The sequence below is a fragment of the Caulobacter sp. GW821-FHT05F04 genome (assembly GCF_059419665.1).
In genome coordinates this window covers 423,582-447,528 of sequence record NZ_JBWKSF010000004.1, presented here as the reverse complement: position 1 = coordinate 447,528, position 23,947 = coordinate 423,582, and the positions used below count along the sequence as shown (strand labels likewise).

Annotated in this window: 23 protein-coding genes, 1 tRNA gene and 1 pseudogene; 7 read left to right on the top strand and 18 right to left on the bottom strand. The window is 68.1% G+C overall.

Features of this window, described 5'->3' with window-relative positions:
• Positions 1-5: 5 nt before the first annotated feature.
• Genes AC07R7_RS13635 through AC07R7_RS13625 form a run of 3 tightly spaced genes read right to left on the bottom strand, consistent with a single transcriptional unit; the run spans position 6 to position 5,387 of the window.
• Entirely contained in the window at positions 6-1,265 is a 1,260-nt protein-coding gene (locus tag AC07R7_RS13635) for a TolC family protein (RefSeq protein ID WP_494635512.1), read from the bottom strand.
• Positions 1,262-4,348 (bottom strand): efflux RND transporter permease subunit, encoded by a 3,087-nt coding sequence (locus tag AC07R7_RS13630; protein WP_494635511.1) that lies wholly within the window; start codon positions 4,346-4,348, stop codon positions 1,262-1,264. The genes AC07R7_RS13635 and AC07R7_RS13630 overlap by 4 nt, the downstream gene beginning before the upstream one ends.
• A gap of 1 nt (position 4,349) precedes the next feature.
• Positions 4,350-5,387, bottom strand: a complete 1,038-nt coding sequence (locus AC07R7_RS13625) for an efflux RND transporter periplasmic adaptor subunit (protein WP_494635510.1) — start codon at positions 5,385-5,387, stop codon at positions 4,350-4,352.
• Between the two features lie 156 nt (positions 5,388-5,543).
• On the opposite strand from AC07R7_RS13625, the gene AC07R7_RS13620 reads away from it, so the two are divergent.
• Complete coding sequence (locus AC07R7_RS13620; RefSeq protein WP_494635509.1) at positions 5,544-6,188, top strand: response regulator transcription factor; 645 nt, start codon at positions 5,544-5,546, stop codon at positions 6,186-6,188.
• Positions 6,188-7,543, top strand: coding sequence for an ATP-binding protein (locus tag AC07R7_RS13615; protein WP_494635508.1), 1,356 nt, complete (start codon positions 6,188-6,190; stop codon positions 7,541-7,543). Before AC07R7_RS13620 ends, AC07R7_RS13615 begins: the two co-directional genes overlap by 1 nt.
• A gap of 193 nt (positions 7,544-7,736) precedes the next feature.
• Here AC07R7_RS13615 and AC07R7_RS13610 read toward each other — a convergent pair.
• From AC07R7_RS13610 to AC07R7_RS13595, 4 genes are all read right to left on the bottom strand, one after another.
• Positions 7,737-7,813: transfer RNA gene (locus AC07R7_RS13610), tRNA-Arg, on the bottom strand.
• Between the two features lie 51 nt (positions 7,814-7,864).
• Complete coding sequence (locus tag AC07R7_RS13605) at positions 7,865-9,187, bottom strand: NCS2 family permease (protein WP_494635507.1); 1,323 nt, start codon at positions 9,185-9,187, stop codon at positions 7,865-7,867.
• 109 nt (positions 9,188-9,296) lie between these two features.
• Positions 9,297-9,728 carry a hypothetical protein gene (locus AC07R7_RS13600; protein WP_494635506.1) on the bottom strand — a complete coding sequence of 144 codons (432 nt, stop codon included), beginning with the start codon at positions 9,726-9,728 and terminating at the stop codon, positions 9,297-9,299.
• A 4-nt stretch (positions 9,729-9,732) separates the two neighbouring features.
• A complete protein-coding gene (locus AC07R7_RS13595; RefSeq protein WP_494635505.1) occupies positions 9,733-10,695 on the bottom strand; it encodes an ABC transporter ATP-binding protein in 963 nt (320 codons plus the stop codon).
• Positions 10,696-10,938: 243 nt separating this feature from the next.
• On the opposite strand from AC07R7_RS13595, the gene AC07R7_RS13590 reads away from it, so the two are divergent.
• Complete coding sequence (locus AC07R7_RS13590) at positions 10,939-11,256, top strand: zinc-finger domain-containing protein (protein WP_492837596.1); 318 nt, start codon at positions 10,939-10,941, stop codon at positions 11,254-11,256.
• Positions 11,257-11,272: 16 nt separating this feature from the next.
• Positions 11,273-11,707, top strand: coding sequence for an acyl-CoA thioesterase (locus AC07R7_RS13585; RefSeq protein WP_492887572.1), 435 nt, complete (start codon positions 11,273-11,275; stop codon positions 11,705-11,707).
• Positions 11,708-12,732: 1,025 nt separating this feature from the next.
• Here the strand turns inward: AC07R7_RS13585 and AC07R7_RS13580 are convergent.
• Positions 12,733-12,915: a DUF5808 domain-containing protein gene (locus AC07R7_RS13580; protein WP_494635504.1), complete on the bottom strand. Its 183-nt coding sequence runs from the start codon at positions 12,913-12,915 to the stop codon at positions 12,733-12,735.
• 128 nt (positions 12,916-13,043) lie between these two features.
• Between AC07R7_RS13580 and AC07R7_RS13575 the strand changes: the two genes are divergently transcribed.
• Positions 13,044-13,439 (top strand): SRPBCC family protein, encoded by a 396-nt coding sequence (locus AC07R7_RS13575; RefSeq protein WP_494635503.1) that lies wholly within the window; start codon positions 13,044-13,046, stop codon positions 13,437-13,439.
• Positions 13,440-13,461: 22 nt separating this feature from the next.
• On the opposite strand, the gene AC07R7_RS13570 is transcribed toward AC07R7_RS13575, so the two are convergent.
• The 7 genes and pseudogenes from AC07R7_RS13570 to AC07R7_RS13540 form a co-directional block, all read right to left on the bottom strand.
• Positions 13,462-15,081, bottom strand: a complete 1,620-nt coding sequence (locus tag AC07R7_RS13570) for a long-chain fatty acid--CoA ligase (protein WP_494635502.1) — start codon at positions 15,079-15,081, stop codon at positions 13,462-13,464.
• Positions 15,082-15,145: 64 nt separating this feature from the next.
• On the bottom strand, positions 15,146-16,198 hold the full coding sequence (gene leuB, locus AC07R7_RS13565) for a 3-isopropylmalate dehydrogenase (RefSeq protein WP_494635501.1): 1,053 nt from the start codon (positions 16,196-16,198) through the stop codon (positions 15,146-15,148).
• An 18-nt stretch (positions 16,199-16,216) separates the two neighbouring features.
• Complete coding sequence (locus AC07R7_RS13560) at positions 16,217-16,519, bottom strand: putative quinol monooxygenase (protein ID WP_494635500.1); 303 nt, start codon at positions 16,517-16,519, stop codon at positions 16,217-16,219.
• A 15-nt stretch (positions 16,520-16,534) separates the two neighbouring features.
• A pseudogene (locus tag AC07R7_RS13555) lies at positions 16,535-16,653 on the bottom strand (hypothetical protein); the annotation flags it as partial.
• Between the two features lie 7 nt (positions 16,654-16,660).
• On the bottom strand, positions 16,661-17,269 hold the full coding sequence (gene leuD / locus AC07R7_RS13550; protein WP_494635499.1) for a 3-isopropylmalate dehydratase small subunit: 609 nt from the start codon (positions 17,267-17,269) through the stop codon (positions 16,661-16,663).
• Positions 17,269-18,705, bottom strand: a complete 1,437-nt coding sequence (gene leuC, locus AC07R7_RS13545; RefSeq protein WP_492887582.1) for a 3-isopropylmalate dehydratase large subunit — start codon at positions 18,703-18,705, stop codon at positions 17,269-17,271. Before leuC ends, leuD begins: the two co-directional genes overlap by 1 nt.
• 283 nt (positions 18,706-18,988) lie before the next feature.
• Positions 18,989-19,954 carry a LysR substrate-binding domain-containing protein gene (locus AC07R7_RS13540; RefSeq protein WP_494635498.1) on the bottom strand — a complete coding sequence of 322 codons (966 nt, stop codon included), beginning with the start codon at positions 19,952-19,954 and terminating at the stop codon, positions 18,989-18,991.
• A 93-nt stretch (positions 19,955-20,047) separates the two neighbouring features.
• On the opposite strand from AC07R7_RS13540, the gene AC07R7_RS13535 reads away from it, so the two are divergent.
• Entirely contained in the window at positions 20,048-20,179 is a 132-nt protein-coding gene (locus AC07R7_RS13535; RefSeq protein ID WP_492836214.1) for a hypothetical protein, read from the top strand.
• Positions 20,180-20,190: 11 nt separating this feature from the next.
• On the opposite strand, the gene AC07R7_RS13530 is transcribed toward AC07R7_RS13535, so the two are convergent.
• The 3 genes from AC07R7_RS13530 to trmD all read right to left on the bottom strand — a co-directional run bounded on the left by AC07R7_RS13530 (position 20,191) and on the right by trmD (position 22,192).
• Positions 20,191-20,925: an SDR family oxidoreductase gene (locus AC07R7_RS13530; RefSeq protein ID WP_494635497.1), complete on the bottom strand. Its 735-nt coding sequence runs from the start codon at positions 20,923-20,925 to the stop codon at positions 20,191-20,193.
• Positions 20,926-21,044: 119 nt separating this feature from the next.
• On the bottom strand, positions 21,045-21,452 hold the full coding sequence (gene rplS, locus AC07R7_RS13525) for a 50S ribosomal protein L19 (RefSeq protein ID WP_494635496.1): 408 nt from the start codon (positions 21,450-21,452) through the stop codon (positions 21,045-21,047).
• A gap of 2 nt (positions 21,453-21,454) precedes the next feature.
• Positions 21,455-22,192: a tRNA (guanosine(37)-N1)-methyltransferase TrmD gene (trmD, locus tag AC07R7_RS13520; RefSeq protein ID WP_494635495.1), complete on the bottom strand. Its 738-nt coding sequence runs from the start codon at positions 22,190-22,192 to the stop codon at positions 21,455-21,457.
• A 63-nt stretch (positions 22,193-22,255) separates the two neighbouring features.
• On the opposite strand from trmD, the gene AC07R7_RS13515 reads away from it, so the two are divergent.
• Positions 22,256-23,914 carry a ubiquitin-activating E1 FCCH domain-containing protein gene (locus tag AC07R7_RS13515; protein ID WP_494635494.1) on the top strand — a complete coding sequence of 553 codons (1,659 nt, stop codon included), beginning with the start codon at positions 22,256-22,258 and terminating at the stop codon, positions 23,912-23,914.
• Positions 23,915-23,947: the final 33 nt, after the last annotated feature.

The following is a 23,947-nucleotide window of genomic DNA, read 5'->3' as shown; positions in this document are numbered from 1 at the left end:
GACCGTCATTGCGACGCCTCCTCTTCCGAAAGCCAAAGTTCATGGGCGTCCAGCGCCAGTCGCAGCAGCGCGCCCTGGGCGGCGGCGCGGGCCGAGACCTCGGTCCGGCGCGCGTCAAACAGCTGGCGACGCGCCGCGAGCAGGTCCGTCAGGTCCCGCTCGCCGAGCCCGTAGGCGCGCTGCACGCGATCCGTGGCCTGAGCGGCCGCGGCTGCGGCTTCGCGGCTGCGCGCCCAGGCTGTGAGCCCCGATCGGGCCTTGGCCACGTCGTTGCGTCCCTCGGCCTCGACATTGCGCGCCACCATGCGATAGCGCGCCTCCGCGGCGGAAGCCGACGCGGCCTGACGCTCAGCGGTCGCCGAGCGTCCGCCGCCGCCGAAGGGGATACTGACGGTGAAACCTGCGCCCGTTTCGGCGCCGCCCCGCTCATTGAAGACGCGAAGCGCCAAGGTTGGGTCGGGGCGCTGGTCGAGTTTTGCTCGCCGGGCGAGCGCGCCGTCGCGGTCAGCGAGGGCCTTGGCGATGGTGATCTCGTGGCTCCGCGCGACGACTACGGGGATCCAGTCGTCCAGAGCGCGGGTTGGCGCCACGGGCTCGGATAATGTCGGCGCCTGGGCTGGGGGCAGGCCTGGGTAGAGCATGTCGAGCGCCGAGCGCGCCGCCTCGGCGCGTCCCTGGGTTTCAGCCAGGGTCGCATGGGCTCGGGCCAGGGCCGCCTGCGCCAGTTCAAGCTCTAGCAAGGCGGCGTCCCGGAGTTCGACCCGCCGCCGCAGCGCCGCGACCTCTTTTTGCTCGACGGCGATCTCGTCACGGTCGACCGTGATGCGGGCCTCGGCTTCCAGCCATTCGATCCAGAGGCCGGCCAGGCGCAGGGAGGCTTGGTGGCGCGCGTCGTCGACGCTGTCGCGCGCCGCTAGAGCGCCGGACGCGCCCGCCGCAAGATCCAGGTTACGCTTCCCCGGCGAGCGCAGGGGGCGGCTGGCCTGCAAGGACCATTCGGCGAAGTCGCCTTCGCCTCGAACCCGGCGCCGGTCGCTCGAGAGGCCGATTGTTGTCTCGTAGGGGCCGGCGGCCAGGCCGCGCTGTTCGGCCTCGGCGCCGCGCTGAAGGGCCCGCGCCTCCGCCAGCTCGGGCGAACCCTCCAACGCCGACAGAATGAGCGCGTCGCTCGGCAGGAAATCCGGGCGCGTCCAGCCGGTGTCGGCGGCGGTGGCGGCTGAGGCCAGGACCAGCCCGGCCGCGGCGGCGAGAAGAATGACCTTCACGATGAAGCCTCCAGCACTGCGGCTCCAGGCTCGACGCCAAAGCGGCGATAGAGGATGGGCAGCAGGATCAGGGTGAGCAGGGTCGAGGTCACCAGACCCCCGACCACGACAATGGCGAGCGGGCGCTGGATCTCGGAGCCGGGGCCGGTGGCGGTCAGCAACGGCACAAGGCCCAGCGCCGTGATGCTGGCGGTCATAAGCACGGGCCGCAGGCGGCGGCGGGCCCCCTCGGTCACAGCGGTCGCCACGTCGCGGCCGCGCTGGACCAGCTCATTGAAGTGCGAGACTAGGACGAGGCCGTTGAGCACCGCGATGCCGAGCAGGGCGATCAGTCCGACCGACGCCGGAACCGACAGGTATTCACCCGAGATCCAAAGGGCCACCAGACCGCCGATCATCGCGAACGGGATGTTGGCCAGGATCAGCAGCGACTGGCGGGTGGACTTCAGGCTGATGAACAGGACCAGGAAGATCAGGGCCAGCGCCATCGGCACCACCACGCCCAGACGCGCCGCCGCGCGCTTCTGGTTCTCGAACTGCCCGCCCCAGGCGATGCGATAGCCGGGCGGCAGCGGAACATCGCGCGCGACATTGGCCTGGGCTTCCTTGACGAAGCCCACAAGGTCGCGACCCTGGACATAGGCCTGGATCACGGCGAAGCGGGAAGCGTTCTCCCGATCGATCTTGACCGGACCCTCCCGACGTTCCACGCGCGCCACGTCGCCGGCGCGCACGACGCCGCCATCAGGCGTGGCGATCTGAGCTTGTTCGAACAGGACGGGATCCTCGCGAAGGGTCTGAGGCCCCCGGACCAGGATCGGCGTGCGCTTGCCCTGTTCGAAGACGACGCCAGCCGGTGCGCCTTCCAACTGGGCGCGCAGTTCCTGCTGCAGAGCCTGAGCGGACAGGCCGACCCGCACAGCGGCGGCCCGATCGACGTCCAGCTGCAAATAGGTCACGCTGTCGCCGGCGACTGTGTAGATGTCGGACGCGCCGCGCGTCTTCTTGAGGGTCTCCTCAATACGGCCGGCCAGATCGCCCAGCGTCTGGAGATCCGGGCCGAACACCTTGACGGCCAGATCCCCCCGACTGCCGGTCAGCATCTCCGAGACTCGCATCTCGATGGGTTGGGTGAAGGTGGCCTCCACCCCAGGAAACTGGGCCGCGACCTTGCGGATCTCTTCGGTCAGCCAGGCCTTGTCCTTCCTGCGCCAGTCCTTGCGGTCGGCCAGCACGAGGAAGCTGTCGGTCTCGTTCAGGCCCATGGGATCAAGGCCAAGCTCGTCGGAGCCGACACGGGCGACGATCCGCTTCACCTCGGGCACTTGCGCCAGGATCGCGCGCTGCACGGCCATGTCCTGTCTGGCGCTGGCGTCGAGATTGATCGAGGGCAGCTTGGCCAACTGCATCAGGATCGCGCCCTCGTCCATGGTCGGCATGAAGCTCTTGCCGATCAGCACATAGGCGATCGCCGCTAGCACCATGCCGCCGCCCGCCGCGGCGAAGACCGGCTTGGGACGGGCCAGGGCGCGGGCCAGTTGACGCTCGTAGAACGGTCCGATCCTGCGCATGATCCAGGACTCTCGGTGCGCATGAGCCTTCAGCAGCAGCGAGGCCAGGACCGGGATCACGGTGAACGACAGCAGCAGCGACGAGCCCAGGGCGAAGACGATGGTCAGGGCTACCGGCGCGAACAGCTTGCCTTCCAGACCCTGAAGGCTGAGCAGGGGCAGGAACACCAGGCAGATGATCAGCACGCCTGACGTGACCGGCGCGGCGACTTCGGCGACGGCTTCATAGATCGCGTGCAGGCGGCGCGAGCCGGTGATGCTGGGATTGTCCAGACGCTCGACGGTGTTCTCGACCACGACGACGGCGGCGTCGACCAGCATGCCGATGGCGATGGCCAGCCCACCCAGACTCATGAGGTTCGCCGACAGGCCAAAGGTCCGCATCAGCAGGAAGGTGGTCAGCGCGGCCAGCGGCAGGGTCACCGCCACAACAGTCGCGGCCCGCAGATCGCCCAGGAACAACAGCAGCAGAATGACCACCAGGATGGTGGCTTCCACCAGGGCCTTGTTGACCGTTCCCGTCGCGCGCTGGATCAGGTCGGAGCGGTTGTAGAATGGGCTCACCGTCACGCCCTTGGGCAGGGACGGCTGAAGCTCCTTCAACCGCGCTTCGACCGATCGGACGACCGCCTTGGCGTCGGCGCCGCGTAGGGCGATGACGATCGCCTGAGCGACTTCGCCCTGGCCGTTCTCCGTTACCGCCCCATAGCGTGTCAGGGCGCCCTCGCTGACCTGCGCCAGGTCGCCGAGACGGGCCACGCCCCCGCTGGGCAAGGCGATCGCGGTGTCGCGCAGATCGTCCAAGCTGGTGATCGCGCCGGCCACGCGCACGACCAGAGCCTCCTCGCCCTCGCTGAGACGACCCGAGCCGTCGTTGCGGTTCGAGGCCGGGATGGCGTCGACGATCGCCTGCGCGGTCAGACCCGCCGCGGCCAGCGCGGCCGGGTCGGGCGACACCTCGAAGGTCCTGGCGCGGCCGCCCAGCACGTTAACATCGGCCACGCCCGGAAGTCCGCGCAGCGCCGGACGAATGGTCCAGTCCAGCAGGGTGCGCTTCTGCTCAAGCGTCAGGCCTTCGCCCTCGATCGTGAACATGAAGACGTCGGACAGGGGCGTCGAGATCGGTGACAGGCCGCCGCTGACGCCGTCCGGCAGAGCGCCGAGGGCGTTTGAGAGCCGCTCCGCGGTCTGCTGGCGAGCCCAATAGACGTCCGTGCCTGGCGCGAAATCGATGGTCAGGTCCGCAATGGCGTATTTGGCCGTCGAGCGCAGCATGGCCTGCTTGGGAATGCCCAGCAGCTCCATCTCCAGCGGTGTGATGACCTGGCTCTCGACCTCCTCGGGGGTCATCCCTGGGGCCTTGAGAATGATCTTCACCTGGGTTGGCGAGATGTCGGGGAAGGCGTCGACCGGCAGCTTCAGGAACGCGTTGGCGCCCAGACCGACCAGGGCGATGGCCAGCACGGCGGCCAGCAGGCGCTGCGAGAGCGCGAAAGCGATGAGCTTGCGCATCCTAGTGGCCCAGCGCCGACTTCAGTTGCGAGGCGCCCGAGGCCGCCACGCGCGCGCCTGGTGGAAGCCCGGTGACGACCGCTTCCGCGCCCGCCGCGCCCACCACGGTCACCGACCGCGCCTCATATCCGGCGGCGGCCTTGACGAACACGCGTGCGCCGTCGCTGTCCTGGGCCAGGGCGCTGCGGGGAATGGCTTGAGCGCCGGTCGGGGCGGGGCTCAGAACCGTCACCGTGACTGTCTGGCCTGGCGCAAGCCCGGTGGCGGTGTCGAGTTCGGCGCGCAGGGGCAACGACCGGCTCTTGGGGTCTATGCTTGCGCCGAGCGCCACAATGCGTCCGGCGATGTCGCCGACCCGGACCCGATAGCCGACCTTCAGCTTGCGCGCGATCTCGGGCGACACCCGCGCTTCGACCCACAGGCGGTCGGCGCGGTCCAGGGTCACGGCGGGCGCCATGGCCTCGAGGCCGCCGCCGGGCTGGGCGGTCACGGCCGCGACGCGACCGGCGATCGGGGCGCGCAGGACATATTCGCCGCTCGTCCCGCCGGCGCCGGAGAGCAGGCGACGACGCTCGTTGACCATGGCGCGAGCCTGAGCGAGGCGGGCCTGGGCCTCCTCGGCGCGAGCGCCGGCGATGACGCCTTCACGCGCCAACTGCTGCAGGCGGCCCGCGGAGGCCTCGGCGACACGCAGTTCAGCCTGGCTCTGGACGAGCTCGGAGGACACCGCCAGCGCCTCGCGGCTGAACAGGGTCACTAGCGGCGCGCCGGCCTTGACCGATTGGCCCTCGAGCACGTGGATCCGCGTCACCGTTCCCGCGAACGGGGCGGCGACCACTCGCCGGTCGTTGAGCGGGGGGGTGATCGCGCCGGGAAGCGCGGCCAAGGGGGCGCCCAACGCGGGCTTGGCGGTGGCCAGAACGATGCCCATGGCCTTCTCCTGCGCCGCGCTCAACGCCATCGGACCCGCGGCCAACGCGGAGGTGCTCAAGAGGCAGGCCGCGAGCGCGGCGGCGATCAGTGGATGGGCGGGGGGCATGGGCGTCTCGCAAGGCTTTGTTCCGCCCTGATGCGCCGCGAGCCTGAAGCCTGTCTGAAGCGAAGCTGAAACGAACCTGAAAGCGCCGTGTCAGGTTCTTTTCAGGCGGTGCTGCTATGCTGAGACGTCAGTCAGAGGAGACCCGCCATTCGCATCTTGCTCGTCGAAGATGATCCGGAGATCGCCCGTCGCCTGGCCGCGGCGCTGGCGGAAGCCAGCTTTGTCGTCGAGCAGGCCGGCGATGGCGAGACGGCCTTGTTCCTGGGGCGGACCAACGACTTCGACGCCGTGGTGCTGGATCTTGGCCTGCCGCGCCTTTCGGGCCTGGAGGTTCTGAAACAATGGCGTCGCGAAGGACGCGACATGCCGGTGCTGGTGCTCACAGCGCGGGACGCTTGGACCGACCGTGTGGATGGCCTGAACGCAGGGGCCGACGACTATCTGGGCAAGCCCTTCCAGAACGCCGAGGTGGTGGCGCGGCTGCGGGCGCTGACACGGCGCTCGGCGGGCCGCTCGTCGTCCGTCATGCGCCGCGGCGACATTGTGCTGGATCCCGAGGCGGGAACCGTCCAGCGCGGTGACGACGCTGTCGAACTGACCGCCCGCGAGCTGAAGGTCTTGGCTTATCTGATGCACCGCGCCGGCCGGGTGGTCTCCCAGGGCGAGCTCATTGACCACGTCTACAGTCTGGATGAGACGCGGGAGTCGAACACGATCGAGGTCTATGTCGCCCGCCTGCGCAAGAAACTGGGCAAGGACGCCATCCGCACGATCCGGGGCCTGGGATACAAGTTCGCTTGATGCGCCAGCTCTGGACCAGTTTCCGCACCCGCTTGATCGTCGGCGCCGCGATATGGATTATCGCGGGACTTACCGTCAGCGGTGTCCTGCTGTCCGAGCTGTTCAGGGCTCACGTGACGCAACAGTTCGACGACGAACTGCACGGCCATGCCGCCGAACTGGCGGCGCTGATCGACATTGCGCCGGACGGCAAGCTCTTGCTGCACCGCCGGCTCAGCGATCCCCGGTTTCTGCCCAAGGACTCGGGCTTCTATTGGCGTGTGGAAGCGGCGAGCGGCCAAGCCATCACCTCACCGTCCCTGGCTGGACGGGACCTGCCATTACCGGATCCGCTTCCCGCCCTCGGCGTCGAGCGCCATGTCTTCGTTGAGGGCCCTTCCGGACAGCTTCGTTTAGTGGAGCGTTCGGTGGCCAATCCGCACGGACCGCCGTTACGTTTGGGCATCGGCGTCGAGCAGCGCCTTCTCGACGAGGTTTTGGGACGGTTCAACTGGACCCTCTTTCTGTCGCTGGCGATCGTCGCGTCCGGCCTGATCGGTGCGGCGATGCTTCAAGTCTGGTTTGGCTTGCGGCCGCTCACCCGTATGCGTCACGCGCTGTCGGCCGTCCGCCTGGGCAAGGCGAGCCGTTTGCCGGAGGACCTTCCCAGTGAAGTGCGGCCCCTGGCGATCGACCTCAATGCTCTGCTGGAGGGCAATCTTGAGATGCTGCGGCGCGCCCGCACCCAGGCCGGCAACCTCGCCCACGCGCTCAAGACGCCGCTCGCCGTCCTCACCGACGAAGCCGAGCGGCTGCGCGCCACCGGTCAGCGCGAGGCGGCCGACGTCATCGAGCTGCAATGCGAACGGATGCGGCGCCAGATCGATTATCAACTCGCCAGGGCGCGCGCGGTGGCGTTGAAACGCTCGCCCGGTGTCGCCGCTGATGTGCGCTCAAGTCTGGACCCGGTCGTCGCGGCGCTTTCGCGCCTTTATGGGCGCCGGGATGTGACGTTCAGCGTGACTTACCAAAACCAGCCGATGGTCGCGCTCGACGCCCAGGATCTCAGCGAGATTGTCGGCAACGTCCTCGACAACGCGGGAAAATGGGCGAGGTCGAGAATAGAGGTCCTGGTTCGGCGTCGGGGCGATTTCGCGGAGATCGTCGTCGACGATGACGGACCCGGCCTGCCGCAAGAAGCCTACGAGCACGTCTTTGGCCTCGGTGAACGGCTCGATGAGCGAACGCCCGGCCATGGATTGGGGCTATCGATCGTCCGAGACCTCGTGGAGCTCTACGAAGGGAGCGTGGCCTTGGACCTCGCGCCGCTGGGTGGGTTGCGGGTGATCCTGGCTCTTCCGTCGATCACGGAGTAGACGGGGAAAGCCATCCGAGATTGTGGGCGTGCGCGCCGACCGCCGTCGTGTAACCGCACCTAAGCGAACGTCGTGTTCCTGGAGGTGCGCCAACGGCGGCAATTGGCGCGAACGATCCGTTAGCTCGCAGAGTCAATTGAGTGGAATACGAGTCAGGTTTCATGAAACCCGACAACATTCTCGCGGAGGTTTTTGGCGCACCCGACACGATTCGAACGTGTGACCTTTGCCTTCGGAGGGCAACGCTCTATCCAGCTGAGCTACGGGTGCATCCTTGCGGGAAGCGGGTCTTAGCCGAAAGGCGGCGCGGGCGCAACGCGATCACGCGGCTCCCATGTAGATGAATCGCGCCACGAACAGCGCCGCCAGGACGAACAGCAGCCAGTCGCCGGGCTTGGCCTGGCCGCGCATCAGCTTCAGGACGGCGAAGGCGGTGATGCCGAACGCCAGGCCGTTGGCGATCGAGAAGGTCAGGGGGATGGCGATCACGGTCAGGAAGGCGGGGATGGCCACGCCCGGATCGTCCCAGTCGATGTCGGCCAGGGCGCCGACCATCATCGAGCCGACGATGATCAGGGCCGGGGCCGTGGCGGCGGCCGGGATGGCCTGCACCCAGGGGGCGAAGAACAGGGTCAGCAGGAACAGCAGGCCGACCACGATCGCCGTCAGGCCCGTACGGCCGCCCGCGGCCACGCCCGAGGCGCTCTCGATATAGCTGACCACGGTCGAAGTGCCGGCCAGCGAGCCGCCGATCGTGGCGATGCTGTCGGCGGTGAGGATGCGGTTCAGACGCGGGATCGTGCCGTCGGGTTGGACAAGGCCGGCCTTCTTGGTCACCGCCACCAGGGTGCCGACATTGTCGAACAGGTCGACGAACAGGAAGACGAAGATCACTTCGGCGATGGCCATGCCGGCTCCGCCGTTCAGGTGAAGGGCGGCCGGGATGTCCAGCTTGAAGGCGGTGGCGGTCAGGGCGGCCAGGCCGTACTCGCCGGGAACGACCTTGGCCAGACCCAGGGCCCATCCGGCCGCGGCGGCGACGAGGATGCCGATCAGGATCGCGCCCTTCACCCGCCAGACCATCAGCCCGCCCATGATGGCGAGGCCCAGTATGGCCAGGACCGCCGTCGGCTGGGTCAGGTCGCCCAGGGCCACCGTGGTGGCCGGATTGGCGACGATGATGCCGGCTTCCTTCAGGCCGATGAAGGCGATGAACAGGCCCACGCCCGCCGCGACGGCCGAGAACAGGGGGCGCGGAATGGCGCCCACGATCAGCTGGCGGATGCCCGCCACGGTCAGCACCAGGAAGGCCACGCCCGACAGAAAGACGCAGCCCAGGGCGGTCTCCCACGGCAGACCCATGCCCTTGACGACGGTGAAGGTGAAATAGGCGTTGAGGCCCATGCCGGGGGCCAGGGCGATCGGATAGTTGGCGATCAGGCCCATCAGGATCGAACCGAAGCCGGCGGCCAGGCAGGTGGCGGCGGCGACAGCGGCGATCGGCATCCCGGCCTGGCCCAGGATCGCCGGATTGACGATCACGATATAGGCCATGGTCAGGAAGGTGGTGAAGCCGGCCAGCACCTCGGTGCGCACGCTCGTGCCCTGGGCCGAAAGCCCGAACCGCCGCTCTAGAAAGGTCATGCGATGCGCCCCCGACGCGCGCTCAAACAGGTCGGGGCGAGTTTGGCGGGCGCGCCCTGGAACGCAAGCCTTAGCTTGGCGCTGGCCTTATCGACGCCGCCCAACGCTCCTAGCGCTTGCGAAAGCGCTTGGCCTCGGCCTCCAGCTTGGACATCCAGGCTTCCGGCTCGGTGCTTTCCGGCTGGAAGGGCAGGGTTCCGGCCACGCCGCGCACCGCCAGCCACAGCGGCGCGGAAAAGTGACCCAGGACGCGCAACGGTCGGCGCTTGTCGTCGGTGACGTCCCAGCCCTCCGCCTCGAACGCGGCGACCTGCGCGGCCGGCGGCTGGCTTTCGACATCGTCCCAGCCCGGCGGCCGCTCCACCGTCTCGGCCGCGTCGGCGGTCAAGCCGAACAGGGCGAGCATGCAGGCATTGATCTCCGGGAACTCGGCCCGGGCCTCGGGTTCGGCGAAGTCGCGCTTGAGCAGGGCCCGGTACTCCAGGTCCTTGACGCCGGGGAGGTCGATCAGGCGCCGTAGCGCGTCAGGCTTGCTCGTCATGCGCTCAGTCCTTGGTCGGATCGGCCGCGTTCGGGTCGTTGTAGGTCAGGGCCAGGAAGACGTCTTCCAGATCCGGGTCCTCGGTGGCGATGTCCTTGATCTTCAGGCCGCTGGCGCGGACCGCCGCCAGCACCTGCTCGACGCTGGACTGGCCGGTGCGATAGCTGACCTGGAAAGCGCCGTTGGCCCGCAGCTTGGTGTCGAAGCCCGGCAGGGCTGGGGCGGTCAGCACCGGCTCCTCCGGCGTCACCACGACATTGCGGCTGTCCATGCGGCGGAGCAGGGTAGCCGTCGGCTCGCAGGCCACCACCTCGCCGCGGTTGATGATGGCGATCTCGTCGCACAGCTCCTGGGCCTCTTCCAGGTAGTGGGTGGTCAGCACGATGGTGACGCCCAGCTCGTTGAGACCCTTCACATAGCGCCAGAGCTGGCGGCGCAGCTCGACGTCGACCCCGGCGGTCGGCTCGTCGAGGATCAGCACCGGCGGCTGGTGGACCATGGCTTTCGCCACCATCAGTCGCCGTTTCATGCCGCCCGATAGCTGGCGCACATAGGCATTGGCCTTGTCGCCCAGGCCCAGGGCGTTGAGCAGTTCGTCGGTGCGGCGCTCGTTCTTGGGCACGCCGTAGAAGCCGGCCTGCACCTCCATCGACTCGCGCGGCGTGAAGAAGACGTCGGCGGCCAGTTCCTGGGGCACCACGCCGATCGCGGCGCGGGCGTCGCGCGGACGCTGGTCGATGTCGCGGCCCCAGATTCGGACCGTGCCCGAGCTCTTGCGCACCAGGCCGGCCAGGATGTTGATGAAGGTCGACTTGCCCGCGCCGTTGGGGCCCAGCAGGCCGAAGATCGAGCCGCGTGGAATCTTCAGGTCGATGCCGTTCAGCGCCCGCTTTTCCGGCGAGGTCTTGGTGGCGGCATAGGTCTTGTACAGGCCCTCGGCTTCGATGGCGTAGGCGGGCAGGTCCATGGAGCGTCCAGATAGAAGATGGGCGGAGCGAGTGGCGGGGAGGCAGGGAAATGTCGTTTGAGGCGCGCGTCGATTGACGGCGCCTTTGAGCGTCGCATAGGTATGCCTCGTTCGCCGCCGCGCCAAGGCCGCGTCCGGAGCCTTTCTCGCGAGAAAGGCTCCTGTCTATCGTTTGGCGCGCGACGGACGCCGAAACCGGCGGCCACTTTCGTCTGTCGCGCTCGAAATCAGGGATTTCCCAATATGGCCAAGACCCCGTCCACCTCCGCCCTCGACGCCCTGCCCGGATCGGCGACGACCGAGCCGGCGACGGTTCCGACCGCCATGGACACCCTGGCCCAGGTCGGTCCCGCGCCGGAGACGATCTCGGTCCGCTCGCACCGCATCGCCTGCGACGGCGTCGGCGGGGCCCTGGGCCATCCGCGCGTGTGGCTGGAGATGGGCGCGGCCGGCTTCGTCGACTGCCCCTATTGCGACCGCCGCTTCGTGGCTTCGACCGCCGTGGGCGACGAGGACGAGATCCTGGCCCCGGGCGTCTATGAAGGCGCCGGCGGGCACTAGGCCCGCCGCCCGTCCCATGGCCGACGACATCTCCCCATCGAACCGCGCCGAGACCCTGGCCAAGGCCTGGGAAGCGCTGGAGTGGCCGCACGAGGCGCCGGTGCTGCGCGCCATCGCCATGCCCTCCGACACCAATCCCGAAGGCGACATCTTCGGCGGCTGGCTGCTGTCGCAGATGGACCTGGCGGCCGCCTCCGTGGCCTTCCACCGCGCCGCCGGCCGCTGCGCCACCATCGCCATCGACGGCATGACCTTCATCAGCCCGGTGTTCGTCGGCGACGAGGTCAGCCTGTTCGCGCGCCTGATCCACACGGGCCGCACCTCGCTGAGGGTCCAGGTCGAGGCCTGGCGCCGCCGTCGCGACGGCGAGCAGGCCCACAAGGTGACCGAGGGCGTCTTCACGTTCGTGGCCATCGGCGATGACCGCAAGCCAAGGCCGCTGCCGGTTTAGGGCGCTTCGGGCGCATAAGCCGCTCATAGGCTCTCCGCCCCGCTTGGGGGCGGACAGACCTACGTGAGCAGGTCAGGTGGGCGCCTATGCTGAGTCAGACGCACGTCAGCCGCTTCACGCGGCCAGCCGCTGAAGTTCATTGGGGAGGCGACGGAGCGGCCGGGCGAACCCGGGGACCGTAGGGTTTGTTTTTGTTTCGGCTCGCTTGACCGCTCCGCCAGGCTGTTCTTGCCCGTGAGGATGGGGGGCGTGAGCGTCTTTCAGCTCGGGACCCCACTAGCCCCCGGACGGGCGCGGACCAAGTCGATCGGCTACATCCGTCTCGACCCCGACGATCCACGATAGGCGGCTTGTACGATCACCGCCCTGTCGCTCCGCTGTCGGCTTTGATCCCAACGATCCCGTCACCCGTACGCGCTCCTAAAGAGTAAGCCGCACGACCTGACGACACCGCCGGGAACCGCCAGCGGCCCCGCTCAACCTACCCCCGCCGCCGTATTGGGCCGGATCCAAACGCCCTCCCCCGCGACGGGGACAGCTCTGAGTATCGCGGCGGATTCAACGCCGATGATCCAGGGGCGCGTAAAAGTGGGAAGTCGTTGATTTCGTGGGGTTCGGCGCCGCGAACGCCGGGGCTACAGCGCCCTCAATCCCCACAAACAACCGTCATTCCCGCCCTTGTGGCGGGAACCCCTGGTTCAGCTGACACGTGAGAGGCCTTGGCGGGCCGGCCCGCCACACCGCCGCCCTTGCGGCGGACAGAGGGGTTCCCGCCACAAGGGCGGGAATGACGGGATGTTTTGCGGATCGGTGAGAAAGCCCGTCCGCCCCGGAAGAGCGCGCCCCTTACATCTCACGGCGAGACGATCGCAGGGCTGTCCAGGTCACTCAAGGCCGACGCTCCGCGTCGCCGCGCGCGGTCGCCGGAGGCGAGCCTTGACTGACCTGGACAGCCCTGCACGCTGCAGCCTCCAAGAGATTTAAGGATCGCACCGACCACGGTCGGTTCCCGACCCAGAACGGATTTAGGCGAAAGCCTGCGCCAAGATCGCCGCGACGATCGCGCCCCCGACCACGAGGCCGACGATGGGCGCGCGGGGGTGCGCGACGTTGATCGTCCACCCCATGATGGGAATGCGCTTTGGCACGAAAAGCCGTGGGTCGTTAGGCCCGTGGTAGAATCCGAAACCGTCGTACTGACCGTTCATCTCGACATCTCCGAACAGTCGGAATTTGCCAGACCAAACGGCGGCTTTCCACCCCAAGCTGACACTCTGGACAGCCGCTCCGCTTTCACGAAAGTGACCAGACCCAGGTGACCGTGGAGTAGAGACCCATGTTCGAGTCGCGATACATCAGCATCCGAATCCATAGACCCGCGGGAGAAGTCTACGCTTTCGCCAAGGATCCCGAGAGCTTCCCCAAATGGGCGGCGGGTCTGGCCTCGGGTCTGACCCGGGACGGCGAGCGGTGGGTCGCCCACGGCCCGGGCGGCGATGTCCGCGTGCGGTTCTCGCCGGATAACCCCTATGGCGTGCTCGATCACTGGGTGACCCTGCCGGACGGGACCGAGCTCTACATGCCGCTGCGGGTGGTGGCCAACGGCGAGGGGGCCGAGGTCGGCATGGTCCTTTACCGGCCGCCCACCCTGTACGACGACGCCGCCTACGATCGCGACGCGGCGGCCGTGGCCAGGGATCTGGCCAGACTGAAGGCGCTGCTCGAGGCGTGACGGTTCCCCGCGCGCCGTAGCGCTAGCCGATGAGGTGGGCCTTCCAGGCTTCGCGCAGGACCTTCTTGTCGATCTTGCCCGTGGCGGTCAGCGGCACGACGGCGAAGACCACGTCGTCGGGCGTCCACCATTTGACGATCCGGGGCGCCAGGTAGTCGAGCACATCGGCCTTGCCAAGGATCGAGCCTTCGTGGGCCTCGATGACCAGCAGCGGCCGTTCCTCCCACTTCGGATGCGGCACGCCGATGACGGCGGCGATCCGCACGCCGGGGCAGCCGACGGCGACGTTCTCCAGGTCGATCGAGCTGATCCACTCGCCGCCGGACTTGATGACGTCCTTCTGGCGGTCGGTGATGCGCATGAAACCGTGGGCGTCCAGCGTGGCGATGTCGCCGGTGTCGAACCAGCCGTCGGCGCGCGCGGCGTCCGCGTCCTGGCGGAAGTAGCGCCGCACCACCCAGGGACCGCGCACCAGCAGGGCGCCGGAGGTTTCGCCGTCATGCGGGGCCTCGCTCCCGTCCTCCAGCTCGACGCGCAGCTCGATGCCGAACTGAAGGCGGCCCTGGCGGGTCCAGATGGCCTCGTCCATGGCCTCCTCGCCCAGGGCCGCGAGAGCGGGGGTGGGGGTGGAGACGACGCCGATCGGGCAGGTCTCGGTCATGCCCCAGATCTGCAGGGTCTGGACGCCGTAGAGCCGCTTGAACGCCTCGGCCATGGCGCGCGGCACGGCGCTGCCGCCGATCACGACGCGCTTCAGCGTTGTCGGCGAGGCGTCGTTCCTTTCCAGCCAGTCCAGATACATCGTCCAGATGGTCGGCACGCCGCCGGTGAAGGTGACGCCCTCGCCCTCGATCAGCGCGTGCAGGCTGGCGCCGTCCATCTTGTCGGCGGGGAGCACCAGCTTGGCGCCGCAGATCGGGGCGCTGAACGGCAGGCCCCAGGCGGTGGCGTGGTAGAGGCTGGAACAGGGCATGACCACGTCGAAGGCGGTGAAGCCGAACGCGCTGTTCAGCCCGCCGGCCATGGCGTGCAGCACCACGGCGCGGTGCGAATAGAGCACGCCCTTGGGATCGCCCGTCGTGCCCGAGGTGTAGCAGAGGAAGGCCCCGGCGTTCTCGTCGAAGACCGGCCAGTCGAAGCTTTCAGCCTCGCCAGCGATCAGGGCCTCGTAGGAGATGGCGCCGACCGGGCCGGGGAGGGTCCGTTCGGGATCCGACAGCATGACGAAGGTCTTCACCGTGGTCAGCTGGGGAGCGATCCGTTCGACCAGGGCCGCGAAGCTCCGCTCGTAGAACAGCACGCCGCTTTCCGCGTGATTGATCGTGTAGATGATTTGCTCGTCGAACAGGCGGGGATTGGCCGTGTGCAGCACCGCGCCGATTCCGGGGACGGCGTAGAACAGCTCCAGGTGCCGGTGGGTGTTCCAGGCCAGGGAGGTGACCCGGTCGCCGGGCTTCACGCCCAGGCGCTGGAGAGCGTGGGCCAGCTGGGCGCTACGGCGGCCGAGACCCGCATAGTCGTAGCGCCACAGCGGCTCGTCGATCAGCTTGGAGACGATCTCGCGCGTCCCGTGGGCCTGGGCCGCATAGGTGAGAATGCCGCTGATCATCAGCGGCGTCGTCTGCATCAGGCCCGCGATCATCGGTCCCTCCCAACATCTATCGTTGGGAGGAGGGTAGGGCCTGTAACGGTCGTTCGGGAAGGGGTTAGAGCGCCGCCAGCACCGCGTCGCCCATCTGGGCGGTGGTCAGCGACCCGCCCAGATCCCGGGTGCGCGCGCCGTCGTCGAGGGCCTTCTTGACCGCCGCCAGCAGCGCGTCGGCCGCCTCGACCTGACCCAGCGACCAGCGCAGGGCCATTTCGAACGACAGAATCGCGGCCAGCGGATTGGCCAGGCCCTTGCCGGCGATGTCGGGGGCCGAGCCGTGGATCGGCTCGTAGAGGCCGGGCTTGCCGGGCGCGCCCAGGGCGGCCGAGGGCAGCATGCCCAGCGAGCCGGTCAGCATGGCCGCGGCGTCCGACAGGATATCGCCGAACAGATTGTCGGTGACGATGACGTCGAACTGCTTGGGCGCGCGGACCAGCTGCATGGCGCAGTTGTCGGCCAGGATGTGCTCCAGCTGGACGTCCGGATATTCGCGGGCGTGCAACTCGGTGATCACCTGCTTCCACAAAAGGCCCGACTCCATGACGTTCGACTTCTCGGCCGAGTGGACCTTGTTGGTCCGGCCCCGGGCCAGTTCGAAGGCCACGCGGCCGACCCGCTCGATCTCGCTGGTCGTGTAGACCTGGGTGTCGAAGCCCTTCTTCTGGCCGTCCGGCAGGTCCTCGATGCCGCGCGGCTGGCCGAAGTAGACGCCGCCGACCAGTTCGCGCACGAACATGATGTCCAGGCCCGAGACCAGCTCGCGCTTCAGGCTGGAGGCGTCGGCCAGGGCCTCGAAGCAGTAGGCGGGGCGCAGGTTGGCGTAGACGTCCATGGCCTTGCGCAGGTTCAGCAGGCCCGCTTCCGGACGCAGGTGGCGCGGGGCGTTGGCCCACTGAGGGCCGCCGACGGCGCCCATCAGCACCGCGTCGCTGGCGATGGCCTGGTCGCGGACCTCGTCCAGCAGCGGCGTGCCATGGGCGTCATAGCTGGAGCCGCCATAGGGGGCTTCGGAGACCTCGAGATCCGGCGTGAGGGCGGCCGCCACGCGGCGCACCTGCGCGCAGACTTCCGGGCCGATGCCGTCGCCGGGCAGGAGGAGCAGGGTGGACATGGGAGGCTCTCTCTAGGATCAGATTTCGCGGTAGGCGGAGACGTCGAACGACGACATGCGGCGCTCGCCGACGCCGAGTTCCTGCCAGCAGGCGCGCCAGGCGGCCATGTGCGGGCTGGCGCGGTGGAAGGCCAGGGCCTCTTCGTCGACGAAATGCTCGTAGACCCGGATCAGGCCAGGGTCGAGCGGGTCTTCGGTCAGGGCGTAGTCCAGGCACCCCGGCTCGGCCCGGCTGTTCTCGACCTGGGCGCGGAGGTGGGGGCGGAGATCCGCCAGGCGGTCGGGCGCGACGCGGATCGTGCCGGCGAGGATGATGGTCATGCTGGTCGTCCCGAGCCAAAACATCTTGTCATCCCGGACGGCCGAAGGCCGATCCGGGACCCAGGGGCCAAGCGCGGTGCGGCGGCCCCTGGGTCCCGGCTCTCCGCTGCGCTACGGCCGGGATGACAAGCTATTGCTGAATTAGATCTCCAGCCAGGGCTGGCTGATCGCGCGCTTGCTCTCGTAGATGTCGATGTCGCCGCCGTGCATCAGGGTCTCGCCGATGGCGTCGAGGCCCTTGAGCATCTTTTCCTTGCGCACCGGATCGATGTCGAAGGCGATCGTCTTGCCCGACGGCGAGACCACGGTCTGGGCCTCGAGGTCGACGCTGACCATGTGGTTGCCGCCCTTGGCCTCGTCCATCAGGAGCGCCAGCTCATCGGGCTTCACCACCACCGGCAGCAGGCCGTTGTTGAAGCAGTTGTTGTAGAAGATGTCGGCGAAGCTGGTCGAGATCACGCACATGATCCCGAAGTCCATCAGGGCCCAGGGGGCGTGCTCGCGCGAGCTGCCGCAGCCGAAATTGTCGCCGGCGATCAGCACCGAGGCGTTCTTGTACTCCGGCTTGTTGAGCACGAAGTCGCTGATCTCGTTGCCCTCGCCGTCGACGCGGAAGTCGTAGAACAGGCCCTTGGCCAGGCCCTCGCGCTCCACGGTCTTGAGGAACTGCTTGGGGATGATCTGGTCGGTGTCGATATTGGCCAGCTCCAGCGGAGCCGCGCGGCCGTCGAGGCGGGTGAAGGCGCGCATCAGGCGGTCTCCTCAAGGAAGGTGCGCACGTCGGTCAGATGCCCGGCGATCGCCGCCGCCGCCGCCATGGCGGGGGAGACGAGGTGGGTGCGGCCGGCGCGGCCCTGGCGGCCTTCGAAGTTGCGGTTGCTGGTCGAGGCGCAGCGCTCGTGTGGCTGCAGCTTGTCGGGGTTCATGGCCAGGCACATCGAGCAGCCGGGCTCGCGCCAGTCGAAGCCGGCGGCCTTGAAGATGGCGTCCAGGCCTTCTTCCTCGGCCTGTTCCTTCACCAGGCCCGAGCCGGGCACGACCATGGCCTTGACGTGCGGGGCCACCATGCGGCCGTGCAGGAAGGCTTCCTGCACCACGGCGGCGGCGGCGCGCATGTCTTCGATCCGGCTGTTGGTGCACGAGCCGATGAACACGCGGTCGATGCGGGCTTCCGAGATCGGCTGACCGGCGGTCAGGCCCATATAGTCGAGCGCCCGGTGAGCGGCCGCGCGCTTGTCGGGCGTGGCGAAGCTTTCCGGATCCGGGACATTGCCGGTCACCGGGATGACGTCCTCGGGGGAGGTGCCCCAGGTGACCATCGGAACCAGGGCCGAGCCGTCGATGACCACGGTGCGGTCGAAGACGGCGTCCTCGTCGGTGAAGAAGGTCTTCCAGTGGCTGACGGCCATGTCCCAGGCCGCGCCCTTGGGGGCGGCGGGCTTGCCCTGGATGTAGGCGAAGGTCTTGTCGTCGGGCGCGATCAGGCCGGCCTTGGCGCCGCCTTCGATGGTCAGGTTGCAGAGGGTCATGCGGCCCTCCATAGACAGGTCGCGCACGGCCTGGCCGGCGAACTCGATGACATAGCCGGTGCCGCCGGCCGTGCCGATCTCGCCGATCACGGCCAGGGCGATGTCCTTGCCGGTGACGCCGGGGCCAAGCTGGCCGTCGACGCGGACCAGCATGTTCCTGGCCTTCTTCTGGCGCAGGGTCTGGGTGGCCAGGACGTGCTCGACCTCGGACGTGCCGATGCCGTGGGCGAGGGCCCCGAAGGCCCCGTGGGTCGAGGTGTGGCTGTCGCCGCAGACGATGGTCATGCCCGGCTGGGTGCGGCCCTGCTCGGGACCGACCACGTGGACGATGCCGTTGCGGATGTCGCCCATCGGGAAGAACTCGATGCCGTTGTCGGCGACGTTGCGGGCCAGCGTCTTGAGCTGAAGGCGCGCTTCCTCGTCCGCCACCGCGTCGACGCCGAGCGCCTGACCCTCGGTCGGGATATTGTGGTCGGCCACGGCCAGGGTGCGGTCGGGGCGGCGCACCTTGCGGCCGGCCGCGCGAAGGCCGGCGAAGGCCTGCGGCGTGGTCACCTCGTGGATCAGGTGCAGGTCGATATAGAGGATAGCCTCGCCGTCGGTTTCGCTGACGACGTGGGCGTCCCAGATCTTGTCGTAAAGGGTTTTGCCGGACATGGCGGGGATATAGGGCGGATCGTGCGTCGAAATCCAGTGGGGGGCGGCTGGTGGGCCAAATTCTTGCGTTCTGTGTGACCCGGACGACAGGACGACATAGGGCGCGCCAATGGTTTCGGCGCGCCCTAGCATCATTCTTTGCTTCCGGGGGCCGATGGCTCCGCCCGGAAAGGGCCGTCCACTAGAAAGAAGACGGTCAGGAAGCCCGGCCGAGGCCGGGGGTGGATTAACCATCTCACGGAACGGCGGTTTGTCAAGATGGTGCGTCCGCACCCAAGCTTGGCTATGGGGTCGAGCGCGCCAGCGGCGAGACAGCCGGTGACTCCAAGGGCGCCAGCGTGGCGTAGCGGGCGATCAGCGGATCGGCGGCGGCCTGGTCCAGCACCCAGTCGCGGAAGGCGGCGATCTTGCGCACGCGGGCGCGGTCGCTGGGATAGGCCAGCCAATAGCCGCCGGTGTAGAGGGCGACGACGTCGAACGGCATGATCAGCCGGCCCTCGGCCAGTTCCCGCGCGAAGAAGATCGGCGAGCCCAGGGCCGCGCCGTGGCCGGCCAGGGCGCTGGCCACCTCCAGGGCCTGGGCGTCGGAGGCCAGGGTGGGCGGCGGCTGCTCGGGATTGGCCGCCACGCCAGCGGCCTGGAACCACTCGTCCCATTCGCGGGCGACGCCGATGCGCTGGACGTCCAGCAGGTCCTCGGGCCGGCCGAGGCCGCCGATCCTGGCCAGGAACTCGGGCGAGACCAGCGGCGTCTGGACGGCGGGAATCAGGAAATGCGAGGTCGTGCCCGGCCATTTCCCGTGGCCGCCGCGCAGGGCCATGTCGACGCCCTCGCGCGACAGGTCGACCACCCGGCTCGAGGCCTCCAGCCGGACGGCGATGCGCGGATGGGCGATCTGGAAGCCGCCCAGGCGCGGGGCCAGCCATTGGCCGCCCAGGCTCTGGACCGTGGTGATCGACAGAACCCCTTCCTCGGCCTCGACCAGATCGGACACCGCCGAGCGCAGCAGCGAGATCGCCTCGGTCGCGGCGCGCGACAGACGCTCGCCGGCCGGGGTCAGGGTCACTTCGCGCGGCAGGCGGTTGAAGAGCGGCTGGTCGAGCTGCCGCTCCAGCGCCTTCACCTGCCAGCTGACGGCGGCCTGGGTCACGCCCAGGGCGTCGGCCGCGCGGGTGAAGCTCTTCAGGCGAGCGGCCGCCTCGAACACGCGAATGGCGCTGAGCGGCAGACGGGAAAGGATGTCAGCCATAAGCAGGGCTTATGTGTATCCAAGGAGTCCGCGTTTGTCACTCGGGCGCGGAACGACGATTTTCGCCGTCATGGATAGCCATGGGAGGCCAACATGATGGACGAAGCCTTCAAGACCCATAAGGAAACCACGTTCGGCTGGGTGTTGGCCCTGCAGGAGCTGTGGGCCGCCCTGCGGGCGCCGGCCAAGCCTCGGAAGCATCCGCGTCCGATCGTCCCGCGATAGCCCGGTGGATGTCAGCGGCCGCCGCTGACATCCAGGGTCGCGCCCGTCACGTACGAGGCCGCGTCGCTCAGCAACCAGACGATGGCTTCGGCGACCTCCTCGGGAAGGCCGGCGCGGCCTAGCGGGGTCTGGGCGCCGAGGCGGTGGGCGCGGTCCGGCTGGCCGCCGCTGGCGTGGATCTCCGTTTCGATCAGGCCAGGGCGGACGGAATTGACCCGCACGCCGTCGCCCGCCAGTTCCTTCGCCAGGCCGACGGCGAGGGTGTCGAGCGCGGCCTTCGATCCGGCATAGTCGACATATTCGAAAGGCGAGCCCAGTCGCGCCGCGGCGGAGGACACCACGACGATCGCGCCGCCCTGGGCGCTCGTGAGCGCTCGCGCGGCTTCGCGCGCCGTGAGGTAGGCGCCCAGGACATTCACCTCGAACATCCGCCGCAGGCGGGCGACGTCCATGTCCGCCAGGCGTTGGGGCGGGGCGACGATCCCGGCGTTGATGACGACGCCAGCCAGGGGGCCAAGAGCCGCCTTGGCCTGCTGGAACATGGCGAGGGTGTCGGGCTCCGAGGCCACGTCGCCGGGAACGAGAACGGCCGGGACGCCGCGCTCGCGCACGGCCGCCAAGGTCGCCTCCGCCGCGTCGCGGTCGGTCCTGTAGTTGATGGCGATCGACCAGCCTTCCTCGGCGGCGCGAAGGGCTGTCGCTCGCCCGATCCCTCGGCTGGCGCCGGTGATGAGAATGGCCTTCATGGGTCCCGCCGTGGTCTCGCCAAGGGAGACCTCTCTAGGCCCTGCGTGGCCATCGACCAAGAAAAAGGCCCTGGCGGTTTCCCGCCGGGGCCTCGTTCATTCGCGAAAGTCGAGAAGACTTAGTCTTCCGACGAAGCCGCGGCGGCCGCGGCCTTGGTGTTGCTGTTCGAGCGCTCGGCGATCCGGGCCGACTTACCGCGACGGTCGCGCAGGTAGTACAGCTTGGCGCGACGGACGACGCCGCGACGCTTGACTTCGATGCTTTCGATGCTCGGCGAGAGCAGCGGGAACAGACGTTCCACGCCTTCACCGAACGAGATCTTGCGGACCGTGAAGCTCTCGTGGACGCCCGCGCCCTGACGAGCGATGCAGACGCCTTCGTAGGCCTGAACGCGCTCGCGTTCGCCTTCCTTGATCTTCACGTTGACGCGCAGGGTGTCGCCGGGACGGAATTCCGGGATCGCGCGGGCGGCCAGCAGACGGGCCGATTCTTCTTGCTCGAGCTGAGCGATGATGTTGATCGCCATGATCATTTCTCCTTGGGCTTACCCGTTTTCGGGCCGCCTTTTGCCTGTTGATTGGCGAGATGCGCTTCCCAGAGATCGGGCCGCCGCTCGCGGGTCGTTTCTTCACGCATACGCTTGCGCCATTGGTCGATCCGCTTGTGATCGCCCGACAGCAGCACCTCGGGGATATCCAGTCCTTCGAACGTCCGCGGTCGCGTGTACTGCGGATGCTCGAGGAGACCGTCCTCGAAGCTTTCTTCCAGCGTGCTCTCGATGTTCCCCAGCACACCCGGGGCCAGTCGAACGCACGCCTCGATCACGACCATCGCCGCCGCTTCGCCACCGGCGAGCACCGCGTCTCCGACCGAGACCTCCTCGAACCCGCGGGCGTCGAGCACCCGCTGATCCACCCCCTCGAAGCGGCCGCACAGCACCACGATGCCGGGCGCCTTGGACCACTCTCGAACGCGCGCCTGGGTCAGGGGGCTGCCCCGGGCGCTCATGTACAAAAGCGGCCGACCATCGAGCTCCACGCTGTCGAGCGCAGAGGCGATGACGTCCGCTTTGAGCACGGCTCCCGCGCCGCCACCCGCGGGGGTGTCGTCGAGGAAGCCGCGCTTATCCTTGGAAAAGGCCCGAATGTCCAGTGTTTCCAAACGCCACAGGTCCTGTTCCTTCCAGGCGGTCCCGATCATCGAAACGCCGAGCGGGCCGGGAAAGGCCTCGGGGAACATGGTCAGGACGGTGGCGGTGAACGGCATGGGCGCTCTTTAACCGCAGGCGGGCTCGGAGTCGAAGGGGCGTTCGTCAACGGCGTTTTCGGCTTGTTCACCCTCATCGGCGAAGGTCACGCGGAAAATCACACCCGGAACCCGACCATGCCGACCGAGAGCCGCTTCCTCCGACGCCTGACCGAAGGCTGCGCCGCCTTCGCTCGCCGTCTGCGGCGCGACGAACGCGGCGCGATCGCCGTGCAGTTCGCCCTGCTGGCCCTGCCGCTGGCGGTGCTGGTGTTCGGCCTGGTGGATATCAGCCGTGTCAGCCTGCAGCGCCGGCAGATGCAGGACGCCCTGGACGCCGCCACCCTGATCGCCGCCCGCTCGCCGGCGGTGACCGACGTCGACCTGGACAGCATCGGGGACGCGGCCTTCGCGGCCGAGATTTCCGGCCTGAACCTGGGGCTGACCAACTCCAGCTCGACCTTCAAGGCCGGGACGGACAACCATATCCTGGGAACGGCGACGGGCACGCTGACGCCCATCATCGCCAACCTGTGGACCCAGCAGAACATCACCATCACGGCGACGTCCGACGTGGTCCGCGCGTCGAGGAACCTGGAAGTGGCGATCGTGCTCGACATCACCGGCTCGATGGCCGGCACGCGGCTGTCCGACCTGAAGACCGGCGCCTCCGACTTGGTCGACATCGTCGTCAAGGACGTCCAGTCGCCCTTCTATTCCAAGGTGGCGATCGTCCCTTATTCGGTGGGGGTCAATGTCGGATCGTACGCGGATGACATCCGTGGGCCGGTCAACAATTATCCCGTCAGCGCCATCAGCAAGGCCAACGGGGCCATCGTCACCTCCAATGGCCATGGCTTGATCGTCGGCGACCAGGTCTCGTTCGCGGGCGTGTCCGGTATGACGATGCTGAACGGCAACACCTATTCGGTGACCGCCACGACGACGAATACGTTCAAGATCAACGCCAATACGTCCAGTTCATCGAAATACACCTCGGGCGGCGTCGCCACCTGCGAGTACAGCACCAATCCAGGCTGCGCGAAGTTCAACTTCCCCAACGCCAATTGGGGTAACCAGACCCTGACCATCGGTGATTGCGTCAGCGAGCGCACCGGAACCAACGCCTATACAGACGTCGCGCCGAGCACGGCCTATGTCGGGCGCAACTATGCCAGCAACGGCAACAAGTGTCCGACCGCGACGATCACGCCGCTCTCCAGCGATCGCACGGCCTTGAAGAGCGCGATTAACGACCTCGAGGCGGCGGGTTCGACGGCCGGCCAGATCGGCTTCGCGTGGGGCTGGTACATGATCTCACCGAACTTCGGCTATCTCTGGCCCAATGCCTCGCAGCGCCCGGCGGCCTACAAGGCCAAGGACCTGATGAAGGTCGTGGTGCTGATGACCGACGGCGATTTCAACACCCCCTACTGCAAGGGCGTCATCGCCGCCGACGCGGGCAGCGGCAGCGGCAGCGGCAACGATCACATCAATTGCAACGCCACCAACGGCGACCCCTTCACGCAGACCAAGAAGATGTGCGACGAGATGAAGAAGTCGACCTATGGGCTGACCATCTACACGGTCGGGTTCACGGTCACCAGCAACGCCGCCAAGGATATGCTGAAATACTGCGCCACCGACTCCGACAAGGTCTATTTCCCCGCGACGGGCTCGGACCTCAAGTCGTCGTTCAAGTCGATCGCCCAGGGTATCTCCAACCTTCGGATCGCCAAGTAGCGAAAACCGGCTGTCGCGGAACGAAAAAGCCCC